This is a genomic window from Neobacillus canaveralius (assembly GCF_047237705.1).
In the GTDB taxonomy this organism is placed as follows: Bacteria; Bacillota; Bacilli; order Bacillales; family Cytobacillaceae; genus Neobacillus; species Neobacillus niacini_K.
In genome coordinates this window covers 62,199-85,214 of the sequence record NZ_JBDFLL010000001.1, presented here as the reverse complement: position 1 = coordinate 85,214, position 23,016 = coordinate 62,199, and the positions used below count along the sequence as shown (strand labels likewise).

The following is a 23,016-nucleotide window of genomic DNA, read 5'->3' as shown; positions in this document are numbered from 1 at the left end:
AGAAGCATAGACTTCTCTGTCTTTTTTTTGTAAAAAGATAGTCCTATCCTCTGTCTATGATTTAAACCTCAGTTATGTTAAAATAACCGAAGTGCATAAAATCGTTGGAGGGTATTATCGTGAATAAACTTTTTTATCAAAAAATTATTGCTATTTCATTGGCAATGATCATGTTTTTTAGCCTGTTTGCAGGCATAAATAAAGCAGAGGCAGAAACAGGATTAGATGTTAATGCATCTGGAGCTATATTGGTTGATGCAGATACCGGCATGATTCTGTACGAAAAGAATTCTGACACTGCGTTGGGCATTGCGAGTATGACCAAAATGATGACGGAGTACCTACTTCTAGAAGCTGTAAAAGAAGGCAAGGTGAAGTGGAATCAAGAGTATTTAGTATCTCCTGAAATTTCTAAGATGTCACATGACGATAGTTTAAGTAATGTCTATTTACGTATTGAAGCAAAGTACAAGGTAGAAGATTTGTATGCAGCAATGGCAATTGAATCTGCTAATGCCGCTACCATGGCAATTGCTGAAATTGTTGGGGGATCAGAGGCTAAATTTGTAGAAATGATGAATAAAAAGGCTGCAGAACTTGGTCTTGAAAAGTATAAGTTTGTAAACTCTTCAGGTTTAAATAATCGTGATATATTAAAGCATTTTTCAGAAGTTGTGGGTGATCCTGATGAGGAAAATATTATGTCAGCAAAGGATGTTGCATCGTTAGCATCTCACTTAATACATGATTTTCCTGAGGTATTGAAAACGTCCAGTATACCTGAAAAGGTTTTTGCAAAGGGTACGGAAGATGAATTTGTAATGGACAATTGGAACTGGATGTTAGAGGGATACGAAGAACTTGCAGCTGATTACCCGAATTATCAACAATTTGTTTATGATGGTTTGGATGGTTTAAAAACGGGTTCTACCCCTTTTGCAGGATACAATTTTACAGGAACAGCGATTAGAGATGGGCAACGATTTATATCTGTTGTTATGAATACTAGTTCCCAATCTGAACGTTTTAGGGAAACAAGAAAGGTCCTGGATTACGCTTTTAATAATTTTAAAAAAGAAGAGATCATTCCAAAGCATTATCAAGTTAAAGGGAAAAAAACTCTGCCTGTCATTAAAGGTAAAGAAGATCAAGTGAAAGTTTATACTAAAGAGGCAGTTAACTTGGTTGTGAAAAATGGAGAAAAAGATAATTTCAAAACCACTTTGACACTGGATAAGAAGAAGGTTAACGGTCAAGGTGAACTTACTGCGCCTATTAAAAAGGGTGAAAAGGTCGGAACGTTAACGCTCCAACCTAAAGAGGCAGGAAATTTAGGATTTATATCAAAAGAAGGCAAGATAACGGTTGACGTCATTGCGGCTGAAAATGTAGAAAAGGCCAATTGGTTCGTCTTAATGATAAGAGGTATCGGCGGATTCTTTGGAGACCTTTGGGGGGGCATTTCTTCCACCGTTAAAGGTTGGTTTTAATAGTTAGGAAATATTTAGTAAAGGATTCTTGTCTTGACAGGAGTCCTTTTTTGTTGCTTTAATGATTTTAGGGGAACAATCTAATTCCGAATGAATTAACACTATTTCCTAAATTTATACGTTAATTTTTTGTAATATTTATAAAAATGGAACTTATAAGGGGGATTTTTCATGAAAACAGGTACGGATCGAGTTAAACGTGGTATGGCCGAAATGCAAAAGGGCGGCGTCATTATGGACGTTGTTAATGCAGAGCAGGCAAGAATCGCTGAAGAGGCTGGTGCAGTTGCGGTAATGGCCCTGGAGCGTGTACCTTCTGACATTCGTGCAGCTGGCGGTGTAGCTCGAATGGCTGACCCAAGGATTATCGAAGAAGTATTGAATGCAGTATCAATCCCTGTAATGGCAAAGGCAAGAATTGGTCATATTGTAGAAGCACGCGTTCTTGAAGCAATGGGTGTTGATTATATTGATGAGAGTGAAGTTTTAACTCCAGCAGATGAAGAGTATCATTTATATAAAAGTGATTTCACCGTTCCATTTGTTTGTGGCTGCCGTGACCTTGGTGAGGCGGCACGCAGAATTGGTGAAGGAGCTTCAATGCTACGTACAAAAGGTGAACCTGGAACAGGAAACATTGTTGAGGCCGTTCGCCATATGCGTAAGGTGAATGGACAAGTTCGTAAAGTAGTCGGAATGAATGAAGATGAGTTAATGACAGAAGCAAAACTATTAGGAGCACCATTTGAATTACTTCTTGAGATCAAAACTCTTGGCCGCCTTCCTGTTGTTAACTTTGCGGCTGGCGGTGTCGCAACTCCTGCTGACGCTGCATTGATGATGCAGTTAGGTGCTGACGGCGTATTCGTTGGTTCAGGTATTTTTAAATCGGAGAATCCTGCTTTGTTTGCAAAAGCAATTGTTGAAGCTACGACTCATTACCAAGACTATAAGTTGATTGCTGAGCTTTCGAAGAACCTAGGAACACCAATGAAAGGTATTGAGATTTCATCCTTGTCCCCTGAAAATCGTATGCAGGAACGTGGTTGGTAATTAGAAAAGCGGAAGCCCCTAGGCGCTGTAGCTGGACAATTAAACTCATCTTGAAAGCAAAAGAAGGAGTTTTTTTATGATAAAAGTAGGAGTACTTGCCTTACAAGGTGCTGTTCGTGAACACATTCATTCCGTTGAGGAATGTGGTGCACAAGGCATCGCCATTAAGAAGGTAGAACAGTTGAAGGAAGTAGATGGCCTCATCCTACCCGGCGGTGAAAGCACTGCAATGAGAAAGTTGATTGATAAGTATGGTTTTATGGATGCATTAAAGGAATTTGCTGCAGAAGGTAAACCAATGTTTGGTACATGTGCTGGTCTTATTCTTTTAGCTAAAAACCTAGTTGGTCATGAGCCTCATATTGGGGTGATGGACATTAAGGTTGAACGCAACTCCTTTGGACGTCAGGTTGATAGCTTCGAGGCTGACCTCACAATTAAAGGTGTAGCCGATAGCTTCCCTGCAGTCTTTATCCGTGCGCCGCACATCGTTGAAGCTGGAGCTGATGTAGAAGTCCTTTCAAAGCACAATGACCGCATTGTGGCAGCTCGTGAAGGACAATTCCTTGGATGTTCATTCCATCCTGAATTAACAGATCGACATGACATTACGGCGTATTTTATTGAAATGGTAAAGCAAGCAAAAGCAAACAATTAGTATAATTTGATTGCAATTGGTGGATAATTATAGTAAATTAATTTCAATAAATAAATAAGTTAAAGCAATGAGAGGAACTAGTAACAGGAAGTTCATTCTAAAGAGAGCCGATGGTTGGTGTGAATCGGTGTATGAAGCTTGTGAATCCCTCCTCGAGCAAGGTATGGAACGCCTTATTAAGGGTCAGTAAGTACTTTCGGTAAAAACCGTTAATTTTTTTCAAGGTGGACAGACTAATTCTGTCAACCAGGGTGGTAACGCGGGTTAACTCTCGTCCCTGTTTTTAGGGACGGGAGTTTTTTGTATTTATTTAACAGTTAGGAGTGGAAGTATGTTAGATATTAAATTATTACGAGCTAATTTTGCAGAGGTTAAGGAAAAACTCCAGCATCGTGGAGAGGACCTGACAGACCTAGGTAAATTTGAGGACTTAGATCAGCGCAGACGCGATTTAATCGTTGAGGCAGAACAATTAAAAAGCAAACGTAACGAGGTATCCCAACAGGTAGCCGCGTTGAAGCGTGAGAAGGCAGATGCTGACCACCTTATTGTAGAAATGCGTGAGGTGGGCGATAGGATTAAAGTATTAGATGAGGAGCTCCGCAGTGTCGAGGAAACGCTCGACTTGTTGTTAATGAGCATTCCAAATATTCCGCATGAAAGTGTGCCAATTGGTGAAACTGAGGATGAAAACATAGAGATTCGAAAGTGGGGTCAAGTAAGGGAATTTGAATTTGAGGCAAAACCGCACTGGGATGTTGCTGACCATTTAGGAATCCTTGACTTTGAACGTGCGGGCAAGGTTACAGGCAGCCGTTTCGTGTTTTATAAAGGCCTTGGAGCCCGTTTAGAGCGTGCACTGATGAACTTTATGCTTGACCTGCATGTAGATGAGCACGGCTACAAGGAAATTTTACCGCCATATATGGTTAACCGCGCGAGCATGACTGGTACAGGTCAACTCCCAAAATTTGAAGAAGATGCATTTTTAATTGAAAATGAAGATTACTTCTTAATTCCAACAGCAGAGGTGCCTGTCACCAACCTTCACCGTGATGAAATTTTAAGCGGGGATGAGCTTCCAATTCGTTTTGCGGCTTACAGTGCATGCTTCCGTTCTGAAGCTGGTTCTGCGGGGCGGGATACTCGTGGATTAATTCGCCAGCACCAATTCAATAAAGTAGAGCTAGTGAAGTTTGTTAAGCCAGAAGATTCTTACGAGGAGCTTGAGAAGCTGACAAGTGACGCAGAGCGCGTGCTACAATTACTAGAGTTACCATATCGTGTGCTCCGCATGTGTACAGGTGACCTTGGCTTTACGGCTGCTAAAAAGTACGATATTGAAGTATGGATCCCGAGCTATGGGACCTATCGTGAAATTTCTTCTTGCAGTAACTTTGAGGCATTCCAAGCTCGCCGTGCTAATATCCGCTTCCGCCGTGATCCGAAAGCGAAGCCTGAACATGTCCATACATTAAATGGATCTGGCTTAGCGATTGGAAGAACGGTTGCAGCAATCCTGGAAAATTATCAGCAGGCAGATGGAAGTGTAGTAATTCCAAATGTGTTACGTCCATATATGGGGAATAAAGAAGTTATCGCACCAGAATAAAAAAAATTTAATCATGTGTTGACAGGCATAGTAATAATGTGATATTATATATCTTGTCAACACGGAGGAATACCCAAGTCTGGCTGAAGGGATCGGTCTTGAAAACCGACAGGCGGGTCAAACCGCGCGGGGGTTCGAATCCCTCTTCCTCCTCCATTAATTTTACAATAATCGCGCATAAAACTGGAGATAAAACCCGTCCAAGCAATTGGGCGGGTTTTTTATATTTTTGGAAATATTAAAAGCGAAGTATTGACATTGGCACTCTGTTGATTTGCGCGGAAGGCACGAAGACTCCTGCAGGAGTACGGAGCAGGAGAGACCCCACAGGCGCTAGCGCCGAGGAGGCTCACCGCAACGCCTGCGGAAAGCGAAGTGCCTCGTGACAGGCAAAAACCGCCTGTCCCTGCGGTGATTATTCAAAGAAGCTTTCCTTAGTGGAGCGCAAATCAACAGACTCCATTTAATAGAAAAAAAGCCCTATTGGAATTAACCAATATGGGCTTTTGTCATATTTAAAATTTCCTTTAGGCGTTCGTCCACTTCACGGCATACTCTTAATGCGTCTTCGGGGCGCTTAACAACATCCGTATGGTCCATATCAACAATTAACACATCGCTGGCATTATAGTTATTAATAACCCACTCATCATAACCCTTCCAAACTTCAAAGTAATACTCTTTCAGTTCAGGGTTAATTTCAAAGCTTCTGCCGCGTGCCATAATCCGATCAATTACAGTATCAAAAGAACCTTTTAAATATACCATTAAGTCAGGTGCCTTTTTTGGAAGTTCATTTAACTCTTCCATCATGTTCTCTACAAGGTCTTCATATATTTTAAACTCAAGGTCAGAGATTCTGCCAAGATTTTTATTTACATAAGCAAAGTACCAATCTTCATAAATTGAGCGATCTTGAATCGTGTAAATAGGTTCACTCCAACTTACACAATCCTTTACCGTTTTGAAACGTTTATTTAAGAAAAATAATTGTAAGAGAAATGGGATTCTTCTTGCATCTAATTCTTCTGGCGTTAATTCATAGTAGAGAGGAAGAATAGGATTATCATCAACAGTCTCATAAAAAACCTTACTCTCAATTCCATTCTCTCGAAAATATGCATTTAATGTATCAGCCACACTTGTTTTACCAAGACCTATCATACCACCAATAACGATACTCACTTACATCCCCCAATTCTTACCTGTGTGTTTGTCGTGCTGCTTTTCTTTAATGAGCCTATAAGCTTTTCAATAATAAAATTCAAGTCCGCTTCATTCTTTACAAAGTCTAATTCATCACCATTAAAGCGAAGAACAGGAATTTCTGGATGTGATTGCTCAAAGCGCGTTATGGTTTGTTCATAGTCAAGCGATAGCTGTTCTAAATATAAAGGACTAATATTTTTCTCTACCTCGCGTCCTCTGATTTTAATTCGCTTTAGAAGAGTTTCTAAACTCGCATTTAGATAAATAATAACATTTGGCTTTGGCATGTCTTCCGTTAGGAGCTGATATATTTTATAGTATTTTTGATATTCATCGGGGTTTAAGGTCCTCTGGGCAAAAATTAAATTCTTTAAAATATGATAATCTGCAACAACAGCCTGACTTTTACTTAAGTAGTGGGTATTAATATCCCCCAATTGCTTATAGCGATTGCAAAGGAAAAACATTTCCGTTTGGAAACTCCACTCTTCAATATTGTCATAAAATTTCCCCAAAAATGGATTTTCATCGACAATCTCTTTTAATAAAGCAAAATTAAATTGATCTGAAATGGCTTTTGCGAGAGATGTCTTACCTACACCAATCGGCCCTTCAACGGTAATAAAGGGAGTATACCCCATTTGCTGATCCTCCTTCTCCAACTGCCTGCAAATTCTATGTTTAGCCAGCCATAAAACTGGCAACTTTTTTCTAACGGTCTAAATGGCACAAATAATATATTATCATAATCTGACACAGGAAGGGATATGGAAATTGTAGAAGAAAAAAATTTAATGTCGAATATATAAAAAAACTGCCGAAATACGGCAGTTTATGTTATGAAAATATATTAACCTCTTTTTACCACATTGAAATTCTCGACAATTAAAAGCCAATTTTGCGGAAATGCCAGGCCAAGCTTCCAATAACTCATCCCTCTTATACCTAATTCTTTTATCAAATTAAATTTGGCTTGGATAGATCGGGCATCCTCGAACCAAACTTCATGTTGCTTTCCGTCTGCTGCAGTGTATCGGAAGAACGGTGCCTGTGCTTTTGTATCATACTGAATAGGAACGTTGTTAGCAGCAGCAAGTTCAATCGCCTGCTGAGGGCTAACCGCTTTTGCAACAGAACCTTGAACAAAAGGAAGAGTCCAATCATATCCATATAAATTCTGACCCATTAAGATTTTATTTGGAGGCATTTCTGTAATTGCATATTCTAAAACCTTTCGAACCTGGTCAATAGGAGAAACAGCCATTGCAGGACCTCCGCTGTAACCCCATTCATAGGTCATGATTACGACAAAATCCACTATTTGGCCATGAGCCCTATAATCATGTGCTTCATACCATTTGCCTTTTTGTGTGGCACTCGTTTTTGGAGCCAATGCCGTACTTATTAGCCAGCCTTCACTAGCAAATCGTGTTTTTGCTTTTCTTAAAAATTGATTATAGGCTTCACGGTCAGCGGGGCGTAAGAACTCGAAATCAAAATGGATATCCCTAAATCCATATTTTTTTGCAGTTGCAACAATATTATTTAAGAATCTATCTTGAATAGGAATATCATTAAGTAAAATACGTCCCAATTCATCACTAAACTGATCGTTTTCTTGGTTAGTAATAACCATCATTAAAACATTTCGATTAGCACGTGCAATGGCTGGAAAATTATTCAACAAGGGTTCCTTTAAAGACCCATCGCGGAGAGCTTGAAAGCTGAACGGCGCTAGGTACGTTAAATAGGGAGCTGCATCCCGTGCACTCGATTCTAAAATAGGTGCAACACTTGTGCCCCGAGGTTCGACGTAGGCATTAAATTCTCCTCTTCTTTTTGGTCTCGGGGGGATATAAAGACGGAAGCCAACATACAACTGCTGGTTTAATGAAATACGATTAGCTGAGGCAATTTGTTGATATGGTACACCTACTTTTTGCCCGATTGACCATAGACTGTCTCCAGGCTGTACATAATAAAAACTGCCAACGATCGGAATTACCATTGCTTGACCGACGACAAGATTATTTGGATTAGGGATGTCGTTTGCATCAACGATATCATTCACTGTTGTATTGTAGGCCCTCGCAATGGTCGTTAATGATTCGTTACGTTTCACAACATGAATTTGCATATTCTTCCCTCCTAAGCAAGAACGCTACCTCTATTCTATGAGTGAGATGCTGGATTCATGATATAATGGGGAAAAATAGTAACAGTGCAAATGATTATAAGGCGGTAACCCTCATGACCATAGATGAATTTACAGATGAATATTATATGAATGAAGCCATAAAAGAAGCGATAAAGGCAGAAGTGTTAGCGGAGGTGCCGATTGGAGCAATCGTCGTTTTAGACGGAAAAATTATTTCCCGAGCACATAATTTACGTGAAAGTAAACAAAGTGCGGTGGCACATGCAGAAATTTTGGCTATTGAACATGCCTGCCAGCAAGTAGGCTCCTGGCGGCTGGAGAATGCGAGTCTTTATGTCACACTTGAACCCTGTGCGATGTGCTCGGGTGCGATTATTTTATCGAGGATCAAGAGAGTGGTGTATGGTGCTGCAGATCCAAAGGGAGGCTGTGCGGGAACATTCATGAACCTCCTGCAGGATGAACGTTTCAATCATCAAAGTGAAGTAACGAGCGGTGTCTTAGAAGAAGAGTGTGGACAGTTACTATCAGACTTTTTTCGCCAGCTCCGAGAAAAAAGAAAAGCAGCAAGAAAACAATCCTTACAGTAATTTACAATTGATAAAGATTGATTTTTTTCTCAAATGTTAGTATACTAAAAAAGCGTCAGATAAAGACGCCTGAAAATTTGTTATCAACTTTGCCGTGCTAGGCGGGGAGGTAGCGGTGCCCTGTACTCGCAATCCGCTCTAGCGAGGCTGAATCCCTTCCCGAGGCTGGTATCCTGTAGGGTCCGCCTTAAGTAAGTGGTGTTGACGCCCGGGTCCTGCGCAATGGGAATCCATGAACCATGTCAGGTCCGGAAGGAAGCAGCATTAAGTGGAAGCTTCCATGTGCCGCAGGGTGGCCTGGGCCGAGCTAACTGCTTAAGCAGCGCCTATGGGTGCGAAGTCGACGGAAGGTGCACGGCAGTTTATAATGTAAAAACAACTCATTTCGCTTGCGAGATGAGTTTTTTTGTATTCTCTTTGATAAATAGAAAAAAGATAAGTTATAATGATTAGGAAAGAATTTTTGAAGGGGGCGATGTTTTTGGCTTATCAAGCTTTATATCGTGTTTGGCGTCCTCAGCAATTTATTGATGTAGTAGGACAAGAACATGTTACGAAAACATTGCAAAATGCCCTGCTTCAACAAAAAATTTCCCATGCCTATTTATTTAACGGGCCGCGAGGAACAGGTAAAACTAGTGCAGCAAAAATATTGGCTAAAGCAGTAAACTGTGAACGTGCGCCAATTTCTGAACCCTGCAATGAATGTGCTGCATGCAAAGGAATTACCAACGGAACCATATCAGATGTGCTTGAATTTGACGCAGCATCAAACTCCAGAGTGGAAGAAATGCGAGATGTTCTTGATAAAGTAAAGTTCGCTCCAACAGCTGTTAACTACAAGGTCTATATTATAGATGAAGTGCATATGTTATCCATTAGTGCGTTTAATGCCTTGTTAAAAACGTTAGAGGAGCCGCCAAAGCATGTCATCTTCATTTTAGCCACGACTGAGCCGCATAAAATTCCCTTAACGATTATCTCTAGATGTCAACGATTCGATTTTAGACGGATTACTGCACAATCAATAGTAAATAGAATGAAATTAATCGTTGAGGAAACAGGCGTTAAGTGTGAAGAAGACGCTTTAAAAATGATAGCTAGAGCAGCAGAAGGCGGTATGCGCGACGCTTTAAGTCTTTTAGACCAAGCTATCTCTTTTAGTCACGAAGAAGTAACCGTTGAAGATGCATTGACGGTCACTGGCTCTGTATCGCAAGGATTTTTAAACAAGCTTGCAAGAGCTGTTTTGGAAAAGGACGTAGCCAGTGGATTAGAAGCATTAGAAGAATTGTTGTTTCATGGGAAAGATCCATCAAGGTTTATTGAAGACTTTATATTGTATTATCGAGATATGCTGCTATATAAAACAGCACCGAATCTTGAAGAATCATTAGATAGAGTCTTATTAGATGAGGAATTCCGTCAAATTGCTGAGGCTGTTCCTTATGATCAGATTTATCAGCTCATTGAACTATTAAATAAGACTCAACAAGATATGCGGTGGACCAACCATCCGAGAATCTTTCTGGAAGTTGCGATTGTAAAGCTGTGTCAAACAGAAGCTAAGCAGATAGAGCAAATGCCTGTTGGACAAATATCTGAGCTGCTTAAGAAAATTGAACAGCTTGAGCATGAATTACAACACTTAAAAACAAATGGTTCAGTTATTGTTCAAGAAGCAGCGCCGCAGGCCGCACAAAAGCCTTCGCAAAGAAGTTCAAGAAAAGGGTTCCAGCCTGCAGTTGGAAGAATAAATGAAGTTTTAAAGAATGCAACAAAGAATGACATAAATCAAATTAAGAGTAAATGGGGCGAAATGAGAGGAAGATTAATGAAGTCTCATGCAGCGCTGTTAAATGAAGCGGAGCCAGCTGCTGCTTCGGCTGATGCCTTTATTTTAAAATTTAAACATGAAATTCACTGCCAAATGGCGATGGATAATAACCGTTTTGTCGAGACGATTACTCTTGCTCTACAAGAATTAACAGGAAATAGATATCTTGTGCTAGGTGTGCCCGAAGAACAGTGGCTATCGATTCGAGAAAACTTTTTAAGCACACAGCAGCATGTCGAGGGAGAAGCTACTGGATCAAACCAGGAAGAAGAGCCGCATATAGCGGAGGCAAAAAACTTGTTTGGTGCTGAATTTGTAGAAATTATTGACTAATTAATTGGAGGTTAACAAGTATGCGTGGTGGAATGGGTAATATGCAAAATATGATGAAACAAATGCAAAAAATGCAAAAGAAAATGGCTGAAGCACAAGAGGAGCTAGGTCAGCAAAAGATTGAAGGAACAGCAGGCGGCGGTATGGTGACTGTTATTGTAACAGGACACAAAGAAGTGGTGGATGTTCAAATCAAACCTGAAGCAGTGGATCCTGACGACATCGAAATGCTTCAAGATTTAGTTTTGGCGGCAACGAACGACGCGCTAAAAAAGGTAGAAGAGCTCACAAACAATACAATGGGCCAATTTACAAAGGGAATGAATCTGCCTTTTTAAATAATGAAGATCCAGCATATGCGCCTTTTTAAAGGCGCATATGCTTTTCTAGGAGAGGAATAATAGAAATGCATTATCCAGAACCGATTTCTAAGTTGATTGACAGTTTTATGAAGTTGCCTGGTATTGGCCCAAAAACTGCTGCCCGTTTGGCCTTTTATGTATTAAGTATGAAAGAAGATACTGTGCTGGATTTTGCCAAGGCACTTGTAAATGCCAAACGGAATTTAACCTATTGTTCAGTCTGTGGTCATATTACAGATCAAGATCCATGTTATATATGTGAAGACCAACGACGGGATAAGAGCACGATTTGTGTTGTTCAAGATCCAAAGGATGTTATCGCAATGGAGAAAATGAGGGAATTCAATGGTATGTACCATGTGTTGCATGGTGCCATTTCACCTATGGACGGAATCGGACCTGAAGATATCAATATTCCGGATTTATTAAAACGACTCCACGATGAAACCGTTCAGGAAGTGATTCTAGCGACAAATCCGAATATCGAGGGTGAAGCAACGGCAATGTATATTTCCCGCTTGCTCAAACCATCAGGGATTAAGATCACCCGGATAGCTCATGGCCTCCCAGTCGGAGGAGACCTAGAATATGCCGATGAAGTTACATTATCCAAGGCTCTAGAGGGTAGAAGAGAAATTTAGGTAATAAAATAGTACCGGGGGAATACGATGTTTTTCCAGCGCAAAGGGTGGCTGCGAAAAGAGTTTGATCAAAAACTTTTAACTCAGCTACAAGAGTATAAAGAAGAGTGGCAGAAACAAAAACAATTACTCGACAAAAGTTTTGATCCTTCAGAAGAAGCGATATGTCAGACAAAAATCGCCCAAGTAAAGTACTTCTTTCTATTAAGAGAAGCAAAAGAAAGAAATGTAAGTATTAAAAGGTAAATATAAAGCTATTCCAATTCAAGGTCTATTTTTTATAACTTGTACATATGTTGTTATAAAAAGATTTGAAGGGGGATAGCTTTTTTGGAACCAATAATGATTATTGCGATATCAGCCGGGCTCATACTTATTCTTTTGTTTACTGGGGCTCCCTTTAAGCCAGCAAGGTTTATTGGTCAAGCTGTTGTAAAGTTATTGATCGGCGCACTATTCTTATTCTTCTTGAATACAGCAGGTAATAGTTTTGGTATCCACGTACCAATTAATTTTGCGACATCAGCCGTATCTGGTTTTCTTGGGATACCAGGATTAGTAGCGTTGGCTGCGATTCAGAAATATATTATTTAATTAAAAAGAACCGCTGTTTTAGCGGTTTTTTATTATTTTTAAAAAACTATTGACCAATCTAGTAATGTACTGTAACATATTAAAAGTCGTCACAAGCGACAACGCATTACAGTAAAAAAGTTATTGACTTTAATAACTTGGTTATGATATATTAATAAAGTCGCTTACGAGCGAACGAGAAGATTGCTCCTTGAAAACTAAACAAACAATAACGTCAACAAACAATTTTTTAGTTTTTTATAAAAACTAAGCCAACGTAACATTTTTGAGCTAATCAACTTTCTTGGAGAGTTTGATCCTGGCTCAGGACGAACGCTGGCGGCGTGCCTAATACATGCAAGTCGAGCGAATCTTGAGGTGCTTGCACCTCTTGGTTAGCGGCGGACGGGTGAGTAACACGTGGGCAACCTGCCTGTAAGACTGGGATAACTTCGGGAAACCGGAGCTAATACCGGATAATCCTTTTCCTCTCATGTGGAAAAGCTGAAAGTCGGTTTACGCTGACACTTACAGATGGGCCCGCGGCGCATTAGCTAGTTGGTGAGGTAACGGCTCACCAAGGCGACGATGCGTAGCCGACCTGAGAGGGTGATCGGCCACACTGGGACTGAGACACGGCCCAGACTCCTACGGGAGGCAGCAGTAGGGAATCTTCCGCAATGGACGAAAGTCTGACGGAGCAACGCCGCGTGAGCGATGAAGGCCTTCGGGTCGTAAAGCTCTGTTGTTAGGGAAGAACAAGTATCGGAGTAACTGCCGGTACCTTGACGGTACCTAACCAGAAAGCCACGGCTAACTACGTGCCAGCAGCCGCGGTAATACGTAGGTGGCAAGCGTTGTCCGGAATTATTGGGCGTAAAGCGCGCGCAGGCGGTCCTTTAAGTCTGATGTGAAAGCCCACGGCTCAACCGTGGAGGGTCATTGGAAACTGGGGGACTTGAGTACAGAAGAGGAAAGCGGAATTCCACGTGTAGCGGTGAAATGCGTAGAGATGTGGAGGAACACCAGTGGCGAAGGCGGCTTTCTGGTCTGTAACTGACGCTGAGGCGCGAAAGCGTGGGGAGCAAACAGGATTAGATACCCTGGTAGTCCACGCCGTAAACGATGAGTGCTAAGTGTTAGAGGGTTTCCGCCCTTTAGTGCTGCAGCTAACGCATTAAGCACTCCGCCTGGGGAGTACGGCCGCAAGGCTGAAACTCAAAGGAATTGACGGGGGCCCGCACAAGCGGTGGAGCATGTGGTTTAATTCGAAGCAACGCGAAGAACCTTACCAGGTCTTGACATCCTCTGACACTCCTAGAGATAGGACGTTCCCCTTCGGGGGACAGAGTGACAGGTGGTGCATGGTTGTCGTCAGCTCGTGTCGTGAGATGTTGGGTTAAGTCCCGCAACGAGCGCAACCCTTGATCTTAGTTGCCAGCATTCAGTTGGGCACTCTAAGGTGACTGCCGGTGACAAACCGGAGGAAGGTGGGGATGACGTCAAATCATCATGCCCCTTATGACCTGGGCTACACACGTGCTACAATGGATGGTACAAAGGGCTGCAAAACCGCGAGGTTAAGCCAATCCCATAAAACCATTCTCAGTTCGGATTGTAGGCTGCAACTCGCCTACATGAAGCCGGAATCGCTAGTAATCGCGGATCAGCATGCCGCGGTGAATACGTTCCCGGGCCTTGTACACACCGCCCGTCACACCACGAGAGTTTGTAACACCCGAAGTCGGTGGGGTAACCGCAAGGAGCCAGCCGCCTAAGGTGGGACAGATGATTGGGGTGAAGTCGTAACAAGGTAGCCGTATCGGAAGGTGCGGCTGGATCACCTCCTTTCTAAGGATAATGCAGTCTTTGTGGACTGATAAAATGTTGATGGTTACTTGTTTGTTTAGTTTTGAGGGATTGATTCTCTCTATTATATTTCGTTTTGAGGGCCTATAGCTCAGCTGGTTAGAGCGCACGCCTGATAAGCGTGAGGTCGATGGTTCGAGTCCATTTAGGCCCACCATCTCAAAACGGGGCCTTAGCTCAGCTGGGAGAGCGCCTGCTTTGCACGCAGGAGGTCAGCGGTTCGATCCCGCTAGGCTCCACCAAGTTAATTTTACGGTAGTGAAAATAACTTTCATTCATTGTTCCTTGAAAACTAGATAATCGTAAGAAGAAGTCAAAGTAAAACCGAGAATCGCCACATTAGTTTTTCTCTCTTAAGTAATTAAGAAGAAAATAACCTTTTAGGTTAAGTTAGAAAGGGCGCACGGTGGATGCCTTGGCACTAGGAGCCGATGAAGGACGGGACTAACACCGATATGCTTCGGGGAGCTGTAAGTAAGCTTTGATCCGGAGATTTCCGAATGGGGGAACCCACTGCTCGTAATGGAGCAGTATCTTTACCTGAATACATAGGGTATTGAAGGCAGACCCGGGGAACTGAAACATCTAAGTACCCGGAGGAAGAGAAAGCAAACGCGATTCCCTGAGTAGCGGCGAGCGAAACGGGACATAGCCCAAACCAAGAGGCTTGCCTCTTGGGGTTGTAGGACACTCAACATGGAGTTACAAAGGAACGGGGTAGATGAAGCGACCTGGAAAGGTCCGTCATAGAAGGTAAAAACCCTGTAGTTGAAACTTCGTTCCCTCCTGAGTGGATCCTGAGTACGGCCGGACACGAGAAATCCGGTCGGAAGCTGGGAGGACCATCTCCCAAGGCTAAATACTCCCTAGTGACCGATAGTGAACCAGTACCGTGAGGGAAAGGTGAAAAGCACCCCGGAAGGGGAGTGAAATAGATCCTGAAACCGTGTGCCTACAAGTAGTTAGAGCCCGTTAATGGGTGATAGCGTGCCTTTTGTAGAATGAACCGGCGAGTTACGATCCCATGCAAGGTTAAGTTGAAGAGACGGAGCCGCAGCGAAAGCGAGTCTGAATAGGGCGATTTTAGTATGTGGTCGTAGACCCGAAACCAGGTGATCTACCCATGTCCAGGGTGAAGGTGAGGTAACACTTACTGGAGGCCCGAACCCACGCACGTTGAAAAGTGCGGGGATGAGGTGTGGGTAGCGGAGAAATTCCAATCGAACTTGGAGATAGCTGGTTCTCTCCGAAATAGCTTTAGGGCTAGCCTCACGTTGTAAGAGTCTTGGAGGTAGAGCACTGTTTGGACTAGGGGCCCTCATCGGGTTACCGAATTCAGACAAACTCCGAATGCCAAAGACTTATCCGTGGGAGTCAGACTGCGAGTGATAAGATCCGTAGTCAAAAGGGAAACAGCCCAGACCACCAGCTAAGGTCCCAAAGTTTACGTTAAGTGGAAAAGGATGTGGAGTTGCTTAGACAACCAGGATGTTGGCTTAGAAGCAGCCACCATTTAAAGAGTGCGTAATAGCTCACTGGTCGAGTGACTCTGCGCCGAAAATGTACCGGGGCTAAACGTAACACCGAAGCTGTGGATTGACACCATATGGTGTCAGTGGTAGGAGAGCGTTCTAAGGGCGTTGAAGCTAGACCGTAAGGACTGGTGGAGCGCTTAGAAGTGAGAATGCCGGTATGAGTAGCGAAAGACGGGTGAGAATCCCGTCCACCGTATGCCTAAGGTTTCCTGAGGAAGGCTCGTCCTCTCAGGGTTAGTCGGGACCTAAGCCGAGGCCGAAAGGCGTAGGCGATGGACAACAGGTTGATATTCCTGTACCACCTCTTTATCGTTTGAGTGATGGGGGGACGCAGGAGGATAGGGTAAGCGCGCTGTTGGATATGCGCGTCCAAGCAGTTAGGCTGGTAAGTAGGAAAATCCGCTTACCGTGAAGGCTGAGCTGTGATGGCGAGGGAAATATAGTACCGAAGTTCCTGATTCCACACTGCCAAGAAAAGCCTCTAGCGAGATAAAAGGTGCCCGTACCGCAAACCGACACAGGTAGGCGAGGAGAGAATCCTAAGGTGTGCGAGAGAACTCTCGTTAAGGAACTCGGCAAAATGACCCCGTAACTTCGGGAGAAGGGGTGCTTTTTGAGGTGAATAGCCTCGAAGAGCCGCAGTGAATAGGCCCAGGCGACTGTTTAGCAAAAACACAGGTCTCTGCGAAGCCGCAAGGCGAAGTATAGGGGCTGACGCCTGCCCGGTGCTGGAAGGTTAAGAGGAGGGGTTAGCGCAAGCGAAGCTCTGAATCGAAGCCCCAGTAAACGGCGGCCGTAACTATAACGGTCCTAAGGTAGCGAAATTCCTTGTCGGGTAAGTTCCGACCCGCACGAAAGGCGTAACGATCTGGGCACTGTCTCAACGAGAGACTCGGTGAAATTATAGTACCTGTGAAGATGCAGGTTACCCGCGACAGGACGGAAAGACCCCGTGGAGCTTTACTGTAGCCTGATATTGAATTTTGGTACAGCTTGTACAGGATAGGTAGGAGCCTGAGAAACCGGAGCGCTAGCTTCGGTGGAGGCGTCGGTGGGATACTACCCTGGCTGTATTGAAATTCTAACCCGCACCCCTTATCGGGGTGGGAGACAGTGTCAGGTGGGCAGTTTGACTGGGGCGGTCGCCTCCTAAAGAGTAACGGAGGCGCCCAAAGGTTCCCTCAGAATGGTTGGAAATCATTCGCAGAGTGTAAAGGCACAAGGGAGCTTGACTGCGAGACCTACAAGTCGAGCAGGGACGAAAGTCGGGCTTAGTGATCCGGTGGTTCCGCATGGAAGGGCCATCGCTCAACGGATAAAAGCTACCCCGGGGATAACAGGCTTATCTCCCCCAAGAGTCCACATCGACGGGGAGGTTTGGCACCTCGATGTCGGCTCATCGCATCCTGGGGCTGTAGTCGGTCCCAAGGGTTGGGCTGTTCGCCCATTAAAGCGGTACGCGAGCTGGGTTCAGAACGTCGTGAGACAGTTCGGTCCCTATCCGTCGTGGGCGCAGGAAATTTGAGAGGAGCTGTCCTTAGTACGAGAGGACCGGGATGGACGCACCGCTGGTGTACCAGTTGTCTTGCCAAAGGCATCGCTGGGTAGCTATGTGCGGACGGGATAAGTGCTGAAAGCATCTAAGCATGAAGCCCCCCTCAAGATGAGATTTCCCATAGCGTCAAGCTAGTAAGAACCCTGAAAGATGATCAGGTTGATAGGTCAGAGGTGGAAGCGTGGTAACATGTGGAGCTGACTGATACTAATCGTTCGAGGACTTAACCAATTTTTAAAAGCGAACTCGTTTTACAAACTTCTTCTGATTATCTAGTTTTGAGGGAATGATACCTCAATTAAATAGTCTGGTAATTAAGGCGAGAAGGTCACACCCGTTCCCATACCGAACACGGAAGTTAAGCTTCTCAGCGCCGATGGTAGTTGGGACTTTGTCCCTGTGAGAGTAGGACGTTGCCAGGCACACGAAACACAATCCTTATCAGGTTGTGTTTTTTTGTATGTCTTAAAGGAAGAAGTTGGTGAATCGTGCCCGCGAGGTGGCACTTTTGGAGAAAGAGGGAACGATTTGTTTTTGATTCCCTCAAACAAGTACTCTACCCCACTTTAAGATTACAAATCTAAAAAAATAAAAAAGTACGAAGTGTTTTTGAATAAATCGTTACTAGACATACACCCAAAAGCATTTACCTACATAAGATATATCGAGGGATACCCTGATGATGATAATTCTAAATATTGTATACAATTGGAGACTATCGGGAAGAATAGGTGTATGGAGGTGGTGTGGTTGAGTTCATTAGCACATAGTCATTATCACGAAACATGCGTTATATGCGAAAATCTAAAACCAAAAGGGATACATCTATATACTTCGTTTATATGTACTGATTGTGAGAAAGACTTAATTCAAACTGAAACATATGATCCAAAATATAAATATTATCTAAAACAACTAAAAAAAATTACAACACCAGAAATTTTTTCATAAAAAGTCCATTTGGGCTTTATTTTTTTGCTTAAGATAGGTTGGTCAGGTAAAATAAGTGAGACTCTTCAAAGGAGTAAAACGATGAATAAACAAACTCGAATTCCATTATATGAAGCATTAATTCATTATAAAAATACCAATCCTATTTCATTCCATGTTCCTGGTCATAAGTCTGGAACAGTTCTTAATCAACCGCCTCAAAATCTATTTCAAGAGCTTCTAAGAATCGATGCGACGGAAATATCAGGTCTAGATGATTTGCATTCTCCTGAAGGCGTAATAAAGGAGGCAGAAGAGCTTTTAGCCGCACTTTATCAGGTTAAGGAAAGCTTTTTCTTGGTAAATGGATCAACTGTCGGTAATTTAGCAATGATTTTGTCAGTTTGTGAGAAGGATGATGTTGTCTTCGTTCAAAGAAATTGCCATAAGTCAGTCTTAAACGCTCTAAAACTAGCGAAAGTTAAACCCGTTTTTTTAGAGCCGGATTATAACACAGAGTGGAAAACGGCAACTGGTGTTTCAAAAGAAGTAGTGGAAAGAGCTATTTCCCTATATCCAGATGCCAAAGCGATTGTCTTAACCTACCCGAATTACTATGGTATGGTGTATGATTTAAAAGGTATCATTGACCTTGCACATCTTCATACTATTCCTGTACTAGTAGATGAGGCACACGGTCCTCATTTTATTATTGGTGAGCCCTTTCCAGCATCGGCTATCCAATTAGGGGCTGATATGGTTGTTCAGTCCGCCCATAAAACCCTGCCCGCCATGACAATGGGTTCCTATTTACATATAAACAGTGACCGAGTCAATTGCGAAAAAGTCAAGGAGTACCTGCAAATGCTTCAGTCCAGCAGCCCATCATATGTAATCATGGCTTCACTGGATTTAGCGAGAAACTACCTAGCAACATATCAACGAAACGATCTAGCATATTTACAAAATGAAATATCTAATTTTAAAAAAGTGCTTTCAACCATTCAAAGCATTAAGGTACTAGAGTACCCGGACTCTGATGGGGACACATTAAAAGTAACGATACAGTCAAGGTCTATGCTAAGTGGATTTGAACTCCAGAATAAGCTCGAAGAGAAAGGGATTTATACTGAGTTAGCTGATCCTCATAATGTACTATTGATACTACCATTATTGAAGGAAAACCAAAACTATCCATTAGCAGAAGCAAGCAGGAAAATAAAAGAGCTGCTAGAGGAGATACCATATCGTCCAATTGAGGATGAAACTATAATTAGTTCAGGAAAACTATCTGAGTTAGCGATTCCCTATGAGAAGTTGTCGAATATTGAAAACGAAGTAATACCTATTGCAGAAGCAGCAGGGCAGGTGTGTGCAGAGACAATAGTACCTTACCCGCCGGGAATTCCCCTTTTGTTAATGGGTGAGCTAATTACGGAGGAAAAGTTAAGGCAACTTACCCAACTAATGAGTGCGGGAGCGAGATTTCAAGGAGGATCTTTCCTAGATAGTAATCAAATCAATATAGTGAAAACAAGTTATTAAATTGAGAACATGATTGGAGCAGTTTATATGAGTTACTTTATTACACTTGAAGGTGTCGAGGGATCTGGTAAATCAACGATAATTAATTTCATTAGGGATTCTCTTGAAACTAGTGGAAGGAAGGTTGTTGTTACAAGAGAGCCTGGAGGAATTGATATAGCAGAGCAAATCCGCTCCGTTATTCTAGATAAAAACAATACTAAAATGGAGGGGAGAACAGAAGCCCTTCTTTATGCCGCAGCAAGAAGGCAGCATTTAGTGGAAAAGGTAATCCCGTCCCTTAATGAAGGCAATATTGTTTTATGTGATCGGTTTGTAGATAGCAGCTTAGCCTATCAGGGATATGCCAGAGGGTTAGGTATTAGTGAGGTCTTTTCCATTAATAAATTTGCAATTGGTGACATAATGCCGGATTTAACTCTGTACTTGGATTTAGACCCTAAGATAGGGTTAAGTCGAATTGCTAAAAATAAAGAAAGAGAAATAAATCGATTAGATTTAGAAGAAATAAATTTCCACGTTAGCGTTCGGGAAGGCTATGAAGAAGTAATGAAAATGTTTCCAGAAAGAATGATTAGAATCGACGCCAATCAGGAAGTGGAGGAAGTAATGGCTGATATCAATGAAGTATTGGCAGCGAGACTTAAATAGCACCTTAAAAAAGCTGGCTTCAACTATGAAGCCAGCTTTTAATCTGTCTATTTATCTCCGTATGGGTCAATTGTTTGAATGGTTCCATCACTGTTGTATTTTAGTTCCGTGTACTTCACAGAACGCTTATGGTTCACACCATCTGATAACTCGCAATCGTGATAGAACAGGTACCATTTATCATTAAACTCAACAATTGAATGATGTGTGGTCCAGCCAATAACAGGGGTAAGTATCGTACCTTTAAACACAAATGGACCTTGTGGGTTATCACTTACCGCATAAACAATTTTATGGGTTGTACCAGTTGAATAAGATAGATAGTAAAGACCATTGTATTTGTGAACCCATGGACCTTCAAAATATCTTCTGTCTTCGTCACTTGCAAGAATCGGGCTGCCATCTTCGTTAACAATGGAAAGTTCTTTTGGCTCACTTTTGAAAGTAAGCATGTCATCGCTTAGTTCAGCTACTCTTGGTCCTAATGCAGGCGCATCTGGTGCGGGACCTTCTGCGTCAGGAACAAATGTACCAGTCTGCCACTTTTCCAACTGACCTCCCCAAAGGCCGCCGAAATAAACATAGGCTTTTGAATCTCCATCCACCAGTACAGCCGGGTCAATGCTGAAGCTGCCTGGTATGTAGTTTTCCTCTGGAGTAAAAGGACCTGCAGGATTAGGGCTTGTTGCGACACCAATTCTGAATATGCCATCTTTATCCCTTGCTGGGAAGAATAAATAATACTTGTTGTTTTTGTATGCTGCATCAGGTGCCCACATTTGTTTAGAAGCCCATGGAACATCTTTTACATGAAGCGCTTCCCCGTGGTCAACAACAGGTGAGGTAACATCATCCATAGATAGGACATGGTAATCTTCCATTTTATATTGGTCACCATTATCATTAGAAGGTTCATCGTGATCTAGGTCATGAGATGGATAAATATAAAGCTTTCCTTCAAACACATGTGCGGAAGGATCTGCGGTGTAAATGTGTGTAACTAAAGGCTCATTTGGTTTTGAGTTTTTCTCCATAATATCTCCCCATCGAATAGTATAGTGATTTACAAATTTATTATAACTGATGTTAATGAACTTTGTATATCCAAACAACTAACTTTTTTTCCCCTCTTAAATAAGAGGGGAAACTCGCATGGATTACATTATAAAACTCTGGATTCTTCTTTTATGAAATTTTCAACAACAAAAGCAGAAACACCTAAAACGGTTGAATACTTTCCAAGTCCGGAAAAATCCAGCTTCATTTCATGTTGATGATGGGTGAGTGTGTGATTTTTAATGGTATTTCGAATTGGTTCCTCTATCCATTCTTTTGTTAAAGCTAATCGATTACCCACGATTACCTGATCAGGGTTAAAGGTATTGATAATGTTATTGATACCATATCCAAGATAACCACCGATTTTTCGGAATAGATTCTTGACTGCCTCATCACCATTTTCTGCTTGGTGTATTAAAGATTCAAGTGTATCTGTGTTTTCACCAGCCATCTCCAGCAGGGCATGTTCAGATGCATATGCTTCCCAACAGCCTCGGCTGCCACAACTGCATGGTTTTCCGTCAATATCGATAATCATGTGTCCCATTTCACCTGAGAATCCATTTTTGCCCTGATATAAATCTTTGTTTAAAATAATTCCTACACCGATACCAATCCCAGCACTAATATAAATAATGTTTTGGTAGTCTTGGCCAGCACCAAACTGTTGTTCACCAAAGGCCCCGGCATTTGCCTCATTCTCAATAATCACAGGAACTTGGAATATCTTTTCGAGATCCACTTTTAACTGTATATTTGTCCAGCCTAAGTTTGGAGCAAGAAGGACAGAGCCCTCTTTGTTCACAATTCCAGGAACACCGGCTCCTATACCTATAACTCCATACCTGCTGCTAGGCATTTCATCGATAAGCGACTGGACCATGTTCTGAACAGTGCTTAAAATCGTTGGATAGGGAGTTCGTTTAACCAGTTGATTTTTTTCTATTAAAATATTGCCTTTTAAATCGGTCAGTACACATAATACATAGTTTACCCCGATATCAATTCCAATTGCATATCCTGCCACTTTATTAAAGTGAAGGATCACGGGCCGACGCCCGCCACTTGATTCACCTGGTCCTGATTCAAAAATAAGTTCTTCTTCTAATAATTCATTTACAAGAGAAGAAACAGTTGCCTTATGTAAACCAGATATCTGAGCAATGTCCGCCCTTGAAATCGGCTCCTTTTCCATAATTAATTGTAATACCAGTGCTTTATTATTTTTTTTTACTATTTGTTGATTCCATGTCATGGTTACCACTTATAAAAACTCCTTATTTGGTAGTATCTTAATACTAACACAAACTTTGTTTATTGAATATACAATCATACAGACCGGTGTTATTACGGGAT

18 protein-coding genes, 3 tRNA genes, 3 rRNA genes, 1 other RNA gene and 1 other annotated feature are annotated in these 23,016 nt (G+C 42.2%); of the genes, 20 read left to right on the top strand and 5 right to left on the bottom strand.

The features are described 5' to 3' along the window. The first annotated feature begins 164 nt into the window (after nucleotides 1-164). From ABC255_RS00440 to ABC255_RS00420, 5 genes are all read left to right on the top strand, one after another. On the top strand, nucleotides 165-1,490 hold the full coding sequence (locus ABC255_RS00440) for a serine hydrolase (RefSeq protein WP_412998433.1): 1,326 nt from the start codon (nucleotides 165-167) through the stop codon (nucleotides 1,488-1,490). A gap of 171 nt (nucleotides 1,491-1,661) precedes the next feature. Beyond that, nucleotides 1,662-2,543: a pyridoxal 5'-phosphate synthase lyase subunit PdxS gene (gene pdxS / locus ABC255_RS00435; protein ID WP_412990877.1), complete on the top strand. Its 882-nt coding sequence runs from the start codon at nucleotides 1,662-1,664 to the stop codon at nucleotides 2,541-2,543. A 76-nt stretch (nucleotides 2,544-2,619) separates the two neighbouring features. Continuing rightward, entirely contained in the window at nucleotides 2,620-3,201 is a 582-nt protein-coding gene (gene pdxT, locus ABC255_RS00430; RefSeq protein ID WP_412990876.1) for a pyridoxal 5'-phosphate synthase glutaminase subunit PdxT, read from the top strand. 58 nt (nucleotides 3,202-3,259) lie between these two features. Next, nucleotides 3,260-3,483, top strand: a binding site (T-box leader). 49 nt (nucleotides 3,484-3,532) lie between these two features. Beyond that, nucleotides 3,533-4,813 (top strand): serine--tRNA ligase, encoded by a 1,281-nt coding sequence (gene serS, locus ABC255_RS00425; protein WP_412990875.1) that lies wholly within the window; start codon nucleotides 3,533-3,535, stop codon nucleotides 4,811-4,813. Nucleotides 4,814-4,876: 63 nt separating this feature from the next. Beyond that, a tRNA-Ser gene (locus ABC255_RS00420) sits at nucleotides 4,877-4,969 on the top strand. 333 nt (nucleotides 4,970-5,302) lie between these two features. On the opposite strand, the gene ABC255_RS00415 is transcribed toward ABC255_RS00420, so the two are convergent. The 3 genes from ABC255_RS00415 to ABC255_RS00405 form a co-directional block, all read right to left on the bottom strand. Next, the gene (locus ABC255_RS00415) at nucleotides 5,303-5,998 is read right to left on the bottom strand and encodes a deoxynucleoside kinase (RefSeq protein ID WP_412990874.1); all 696 of its coding nucleotides are present in this window, start codon (nucleotides 5,996-5,998) and stop codon (nucleotides 5,303-5,305) included. Continuing rightward, on the bottom strand, nucleotides 5,995-6,663 hold the full coding sequence (locus tag ABC255_RS00410; RefSeq protein WP_412990873.1) for a deoxynucleoside kinase: 669 nt from the start codon (nucleotides 6,661-6,663) through the stop codon (nucleotides 5,995-5,997). The genes ABC255_RS00415 and ABC255_RS00410 overlap by 4 nt, the downstream gene beginning before the upstream one ends. 209 nt (nucleotides 6,664-6,872) lie before the next feature. Beyond that, nucleotides 6,873-8,159, bottom strand: a complete 1,287-nt coding sequence (locus ABC255_RS00405; RefSeq protein WP_412990872.1) for a glycoside hydrolase family 18 protein — start codon at nucleotides 8,157-8,159, stop codon at nucleotides 6,873-6,875. Between the two features lie 113 nt (nucleotides 8,160-8,272). On the opposite strand from ABC255_RS00405, the gene tadA reads away from it, so the two are divergent. The 15 genes from tadA to tmk all read left to right on the top strand — a co-directional run bounded on the left by tadA (nucleotide 8,273) and on the right by tmk (nucleotide 20,601). Then, nucleotides 8,273-8,770, top strand: coding sequence for a tRNA adenosine(34) deaminase TadA (tadA, locus tag ABC255_RS00400; RefSeq protein ID WP_412998432.1), 498 nt, complete (start codon nucleotides 8,273-8,275; stop codon nucleotides 8,768-8,770). Between the two features lie 92 nt (nucleotides 8,771-8,862). Continuing rightward, nucleotides 8,863-9,128, top strand: an RNA gene (gene ffs, locus ABC255_RS00395) — signal recognition particle sRNA large type. Nucleotides 9,129-9,251: 123 nt separating this feature from the next. After that, the gene (gene dnaX / locus ABC255_RS00390) at nucleotides 9,252-10,940 is read left to right on the top strand and encodes a DNA polymerase III subunit gamma/tau (RefSeq protein WP_412990871.1); all 1,689 of its coding nucleotides are present in this window, start codon (nucleotides 9,252-9,254) and stop codon (nucleotides 10,938-10,940) included. A gap of 20 nt (nucleotides 10,941-10,960) precedes the next feature. Further along, the gene (locus tag ABC255_RS00385) at nucleotides 10,961-11,278 is read left to right on the top strand and encodes a YbaB/EbfC family nucleoid-associated protein (RefSeq protein ID WP_045519285.1); all 318 of its coding nucleotides are present in this window, start codon (nucleotides 10,961-10,963) and stop codon (nucleotides 11,276-11,278) included. Nucleotides 11,279-11,346: 68 nt separating this feature from the next. Next, nucleotides 11,347-11,943 carry a recombination mediator RecR gene (gene recR / locus ABC255_RS00380; RefSeq protein ID WP_412990870.1) on the top strand — a complete coding sequence of 199 codons (597 nt, stop codon included), beginning with the start codon at nucleotides 11,347-11,349 and terminating at the stop codon, nucleotides 11,941-11,943. A gap of 27 nt (nucleotides 11,944-11,970) precedes the next feature. Beyond that, nucleotides 11,971-12,189, top strand: coding sequence for a YaaL family protein (locus ABC255_RS00375; protein WP_335536014.1), 219 nt, complete (start codon nucleotides 11,971-11,973; stop codon nucleotides 12,187-12,189). Between the two features lie 84 nt (nucleotides 12,190-12,273). Further along, nucleotides 12,274-12,537 carry a pro-sigmaK processing inhibitor BofA family protein gene (locus ABC255_RS00370; protein WP_335536015.1) on the top strand — a complete coding sequence of 88 codons (264 nt, stop codon included), beginning with the start codon at nucleotides 12,274-12,276 and terminating at the stop codon, nucleotides 12,535-12,537. 280 nt (nucleotides 12,538-12,817) lie between these two features. After that, nucleotides 12,818-14,367 (top strand): 16S ribosomal RNA (locus ABC255_RS00365). A 98-nt stretch (nucleotides 14,368-14,465) separates the two neighbouring features. Beyond that, nucleotides 14,466-14,542, top strand: a tRNA-Ile gene (locus ABC255_RS00360). Between the two features lie 9 nt (nucleotides 14,543-14,551). Then, nucleotides 14,552-14,627: transfer RNA gene (locus ABC255_RS00355), tRNA-Ala, on the top strand. 141 nt (nucleotides 14,628-14,768) lie between these two features. Next, nucleotides 14,769-17,706 (top strand): 23S ribosomal RNA (locus ABC255_RS00350). Nucleotides 17,707-17,781: 75 nt separating this feature from the next. After that, nucleotides 17,782-17,897 (top strand): 5S ribosomal RNA (gene rrf / locus ABC255_RS00345). Together the 16S, 23S and 5S rRNA genes with 2 tRNA genes alongside form the textbook arrangement of a ribosomal RNA operon. A 313-nt stretch (nucleotides 17,898-18,210) precedes the next feature. Further along, nucleotides 18,211-18,426, top strand: coding sequence for a sigma factor G inhibitor Gin (locus tag ABC255_RS00340; protein ID WP_335531517.1), 216 nt, complete (start codon nucleotides 18,211-18,213; stop codon nucleotides 18,424-18,426). A gap of 81 nt (nucleotides 18,427-18,507) precedes the next feature. After that, nucleotides 18,508-19,950: an aminotransferase class I/II-fold pyridoxal phosphate-dependent enzyme gene (locus ABC255_RS00335; protein ID WP_412990869.1), complete on the top strand. Its 1,443-nt coding sequence runs from the start codon at nucleotides 18,508-18,510 to the stop codon at nucleotides 19,948-19,950. Nucleotides 19,951-19,977: 27 nt separating this feature from the next. Continuing rightward, a complete protein-coding gene (gene tmk / locus ABC255_RS00330) occupies nucleotides 19,978-20,601 on the top strand; it encodes a dTMP kinase (RefSeq protein ID WP_412990868.1) in 624 nt (207 codons plus the stop codon). 47 nt (nucleotides 20,602-20,648) lie between these two features. Here the strand turns inward: tmk and ABC255_RS00325 are convergent, their stop codons facing one another. Together ABC255_RS00325 and ABC255_RS00320 are read right to left on the bottom strand one after the other, a co-directional pair. Further along, the gene (locus ABC255_RS00325; protein WP_412990867.1) at nucleotides 20,649-21,635 is read right to left on the bottom strand and encodes a glycoside hydrolase family 43 protein; all 987 of its coding nucleotides are present in this window, start codon (nucleotides 21,633-21,635) and stop codon (nucleotides 20,649-20,651) included. A gap of 128 nt (nucleotides 21,636-21,763) precedes the next feature. Next, nucleotides 21,764-22,915 carry an ROK family protein gene (locus tag ABC255_RS00320; protein ID WP_412998431.1) on the bottom strand — a complete coding sequence of 384 codons (1,152 nt, stop codon included), beginning with the start codon at nucleotides 22,913-22,915 and terminating at the stop codon, nucleotides 21,764-21,766. Between the last annotated feature and the right edge of the window lie 101 nt (nucleotides 22,916-23,016).

Bases quoted from the DNA above. Each gene is read 5' to 3' on its own strand.
- pdxS (WP_412990877.1), top strand. From the start codon at position 1,662: ATGAAAACAGGTACGGATCGAGTTAAACGTGGTATGGCCGAAATGCAA.
- ABC255_RS00335 (WP_412990869.1), top strand. From the start codon at position 18,508: ATGAATAAACAAACTCGAATTCCATTATATGAAGCATTAATTCATTAT.
- pdxT (WP_412990876.1), top strand. From the start codon at position 2,620: ATGATAAAAGTAGGAGTACTTGCCTTACAAGGTGCTGTTCGTGAACAC.
- serS (WP_412990875.1), top strand. From the start codon at position 3,533: ATGTTAGATATTAAATTATTACGAGCTAATTTTGCAGAGGTTAAGGAA.
- ABC255_RS00405 (WP_412990872.1), bottom strand. From the start codon at position 8,159: ATGCAAATTCATGTTGTGAAACGTAACGAATCATTAACGACCATTGCG.
- ABC255_RS00410 (WP_412990873.1), bottom strand. From the start codon at position 6,663: ATGGGGTATACTCCCTTTATTACCGTTGAAGGGCCGATTGGTGTAGGT.
- ABC255_RS00325 (WP_412990867.1), bottom strand. From the start codon at position 21,635: ATGGAGAAAAACTCAAAACCAAATGAGCCTTTAGTTACACACATTTAC.
- tadA (WP_412998432.1), top strand. From the start codon at position 8,273: ATGACCATAGATGAATTTACAGATGAATATTATATGAATGAAGCCATA.
- ABC255_RS00340 (WP_335531517.1), top strand. From the start codon at position 18,211: ATGGAGGTGGTGTGGTTGAGTTCATTAGCACATAGTCATTATCACGAA.
- ABC255_RS00385 (WP_045519285.1), top strand. From the start codon at position 10,961: ATGCGTGGTGGAATGGGTAATATGCAAAATATGATGAAACAAATGCAA.
- recR (WP_412990870.1), top strand. From the start codon at position 11,347: ATGCATTATCCAGAACCGATTTCTAAGTTGATTGACAGTTTTATGAAG.
- ABC255_RS00440 (WP_412998433.1), top strand. From the start codon at position 165: ATGATCATGTTTTTTAGCCTGTTTGCAGGCATAAATAAAGCAGAGGCA.
- tmk (WP_412990868.1), top strand. From the start codon at position 19,978: ATGAGTTACTTTATTACACTTGAAGGTGTCGAGGGATCTGGTAAATCA.
- ABC255_RS00375 (WP_335536014.1), top strand. From the start codon at position 11,971: ATGTTTTTCCAGCGCAAAGGGTGGCTGCGAAAAGAGTTTGATCAAAAA.
- ABC255_RS00320 (WP_412998431.1), bottom strand. From the start codon at position 22,915: ATGACATGGAATCAACAAATAGTAAAAAAAAATAATAAAGCACTGGTA.